The sequence below is a fragment of the Mesorhizobium sp. WSM4814 genome (assembly GCF_055811595.1).
In genome coordinates, this window is record NZ_JBVVQT010000057.1 from 1 (window position 1) to 3292 (window position 3292).

Below are 3292 nucleotides of genomic sequence, written 5' to 3' on the forward strand. Positions count from 1 at the left end.
ACATCAGAAAATAGAGACCATCGACCTCAATGCCCTTGCTCAATAGGATGGCAAAACTGTTCGCGATGTCCTCGCACCGCGATGTCCCCAGTCCAAACATGTGGGAGAAGGGGAGGCGCGCGTCCCGTAACTCTCCAACTTGCGGTCGAACGGCGACCACGGCTCTAGTCATCGGGACCGTTTGCACCGCGACTACAGTGTTGTTTGAATTAGCTTTTCTATTTCTTGAAAAGCTTGTTGCTTTCCTACATACTTCGCAAACCGACCGCGCAAACATGATAGAGATCGAGCTCCACAAACGGCGGGGATGAGTCATGACCGAAGCTGAAGGCCATGCACGATTGACCTCGGACGGCGACCCGGATGGACGCGATCATATCAGGCGCATCCCCGACATCATTTCGCTGGTCAAGGATTCTTACGGTGAATTGCGCCCGGCGGAGCGGCGCGTCGCCGATGTCGTGCTCGACGATGTCAAATTCGCGGTCGACGCTTCCAACGCTGCACTTGCCCAGCGCGCCCAGGTCAGCGAACCCACCGTGACCCGGTTCTGCCGCGCCATCGGCTGCGAGGGGGTGCGCGATTTCAAGCTGAAGCTGGCGCAGAGCCTGGTCGTCGGCGCGCTCTATCTGAGCAAGCCGCCGCCGGTGAGCGGCGACAATGGCATGCCGTTCTGGAATGCCGTGTTCGGCGAGGCACGCCGGGCGCTGCAGGAAGCCGAACGGCAGCTTGATCCGGCGCAGCTGGTGAAGGCCGCCGAGCTCATCGCCAAGGCGCGCCAGGTCACGGTGTTCGGCCTCGGCGGCAGCTCGTCGGCGCTGGCGCAGGAAACCCAGTACCGGCTGTTCCGCTACGGCATCACCGTCGTCGCCCAATGCGACCCCTATCTGATGCGGATGACCGCCTCGACCCTGAAGCCCGGCGACCTGGTGATCGCCATTTCGGCGACCGGACGCACCCGCGAAGTGATCGAGGCCGTCGAGCTGGCCAAGCATTACCGCGCCAATGCGATCGGCGTGACCGCGCCCGATACCGAGCTGGCGCGCGCCTGCGATGTCAGGCTGACGGTGGCGGTGCCCGAATATCCCGACACGCTGAAGCCGACCGCCTCGCGCTTCGCCTTTTTGGCCGCGATCGACCTGATGGCGGTGGCGGCAGCCTACAAGCTCGACGGCTCGGCCCGCGAAACCGTCCGCCGCATCAAATACAACGCCCAGATCCACAGGACGGGCAAGGAGATGGAGCCGCTGGGAGATTGAAGCCCCCTCATCCGGCCGCTTCGCGGCCACCTTCTCCCCGTCGGGGAGAAGAGGGTTGGCGCCGGCGTCGACAGCCTCCTCTCCCCTCGGGGAGAGGCCAGCCGAGCGAAGCGGAGGCTGGGTGAGGGGGCAGCGCCGACTTGAAAAGGAAGAAGGACAACACATGCTCGACATGGCACCCTCAAAACAGGCGGCCTGCTGGCTTTCCTCTCTCTCCCGCGCCCTCGAGGCGGGCGACGCCGCGGCCGCGACCGATCTGTTCGTCGAGGATTGCTACTGGCGTGACCTGCTGACCTTCACCTGGAACATCAAGACGATGGAAGGCCGCGCGGCGATCCGCAACATGCTGGATGCCACTCTGGAGGCGACCAGGCCGACTGCCTGGCAACTCACTGGCGAAGCAAGCTCGCACGAAGGCACGATAGAAGCCTGGTTCACCTTCGAGACGTCATCGGCGTGGGGCCAGGGCATCATGCGCTTGGCAGACGGCAGATGCCGGACACTGTTCACGGCGATGAGCGGCCTCAAGGGTTTTGAGGAGCGCAAGGGACCGGCGCGGCCGCTGGGTGTTCGCCACCAGGCCGATCCGGACCGCGAGACCTGGGCCGAGGCGAGGGCGCGAGAGACGCGTGATCTCGGTGCCATTGAGCAGCCCTATTGCCTGGTCATCGGCGGCGGCCAGGGCGGCATCATGCTGGGTGCACGGCTGCGGCAACTCGGCGTGCCGGCCATCGTCATCGAGAAGAATGGGCAGGCCGGCGATTCCTGGCGCAACCGCTATCGCTCGCTCGTGCTGCACGATCCGGTCTGGTACGACCATCTGCCCTACATCCCGTTTCCGGAGAACTGGCCGGTGTTCACGCCCAAGGACAAGATGGGCGACTGGCTGGAAATGTACACGCGCGTCATGGAGCTCAATTACTGGACCTCCACAGAATGCATCAGCGCGTCCTACGACGAAACCAAAAAAATCTGGACGGTCGAGGTCGATCGCGCCGGCGAGCGCATCACGCTGATGCCAAAACACATCGTCTTTGCGACCGGCGCCTATGGCCCGCCGCGGCAGATCGACCTGCCCGGCGCCGCAGCGTTCCAGGGCGAAATCCTGCATTCCAGCCAGTATTTTAGCGGCGAGACATTCCGCGACAGACGCGTCGCAGTCATCGGCGCGGCGAGTTCGGGGCACGATGTCGCCGTCGACCTCTGGGAGAGCGGCGCTGCGGTGACCATGATCCAGCGCTCGCCGACGACGGTGGTCAAGTCAGACACGCTGATGGAAGTCGGCTTCGAGATCTTTTCGGAAAAGGCGCTGGCCCGCGGCATCACCACCGAAAAGGCCGACATGATCGTCGCCTCGACGCCGTTCGCGCTGCTGCCGCAAAGCCAGCGGGCGCTGTACGACATCATCAAGGCGCGTGACGCGGCCTTCTACGACCGCTTGCGCGGTGCCGGCTTCGCCATCGATTTCGGCGACGACGAGACCGGGCTGCTGATGAAGGCCTACCGCACCGGCTCGGGCTACTATATCGACGTCGGCGCGTCCGATCTGATCATCGACGGCGCGATCGGCATCCGCAGCGCTGTCGAGATCAAGTCGCTGACGCCGACCGGAATCCTGTTCGACGACGGCAGCGAATTGGCGGCCGATGCGATCATCTCCTGCACCGGCTATCAGTCGATGAACGAAACCGTGGCGGCGGTCGTCTCGCGCGACGTCGCCGACAAGGTCGGGCCGTGCTGGGGGATTGGCTCGGGCGTGAAAGGCGACCCGGGACCATGGCAAGGCGAATTGCGCAACATGTGGAAGCCGACGGCGCAGGAAGCGCTGTGGTTCCACGGCGGCAATCTGGCGCTGTCGCGCTTTTACTCGAAATATGTGGCGCTGCAGATCAAGGCGCGGATGGAAGGGATGGCGACGCCGGTCTATGGGTAGCAGCGCTCCTCTCCTTCTCCCCTTTGTTTGGACCGGAGACATCGCGAACAGGTGTGCGAGGACATCGCGAACAGTTTTGCGCATTGTGCGCGAGGGGGTT

General features: G+C 63.9%; 2 protein-coding genes. Both read left to right on the forward strand.

All coding sequences use genetic code 11. From position 1 onward, the window contains the following. The first annotated feature begins 314 nt into the window (after positions 1 to 314). Positions 315 to 1259 carry a MurR/RpiR family transcriptional regulator gene (locus AC0L2V_RS32090; protein WP_473522174.1) on the forward strand — a complete coding sequence of 315 codons (945 nt, stop codon included), beginning with the start codon at positions 315 to 317 and terminating at the stop codon, positions 1257 to 1259. A 163-nt stretch (positions 1260 to 1422) separates the two neighbouring features. Next, the gene (locus AC0L2V_RS32095) at positions 1423 to 3192 is read left to right on the forward strand and encodes a flavin-containing monooxygenase (protein WP_473522175.1); all 1770 of its coding nucleotides are present in this window, start codon (positions 1423 to 1425) and stop codon (positions 3190 to 3192) included. Positions 3193 to 3292: the final 100 nt, after the last annotated feature.

Excerpts from the sequence above, each read along its gene's own strand:
- AC0L2V_RS32090 (WP_473522174.1), top strand. The coding sequence starts at position 315 with ATGACCGAAGCTGAAGGCCATGCACGATTGACCTCGGACGGCGACCCG.
- AC0L2V_RS32095 (WP_473522175.1), top strand. The coding sequence starts at position 1,423 with ATGCTCGACATGGCACCCTCAAAACAGGCGGCCTGCTGGCTTTCCTCT.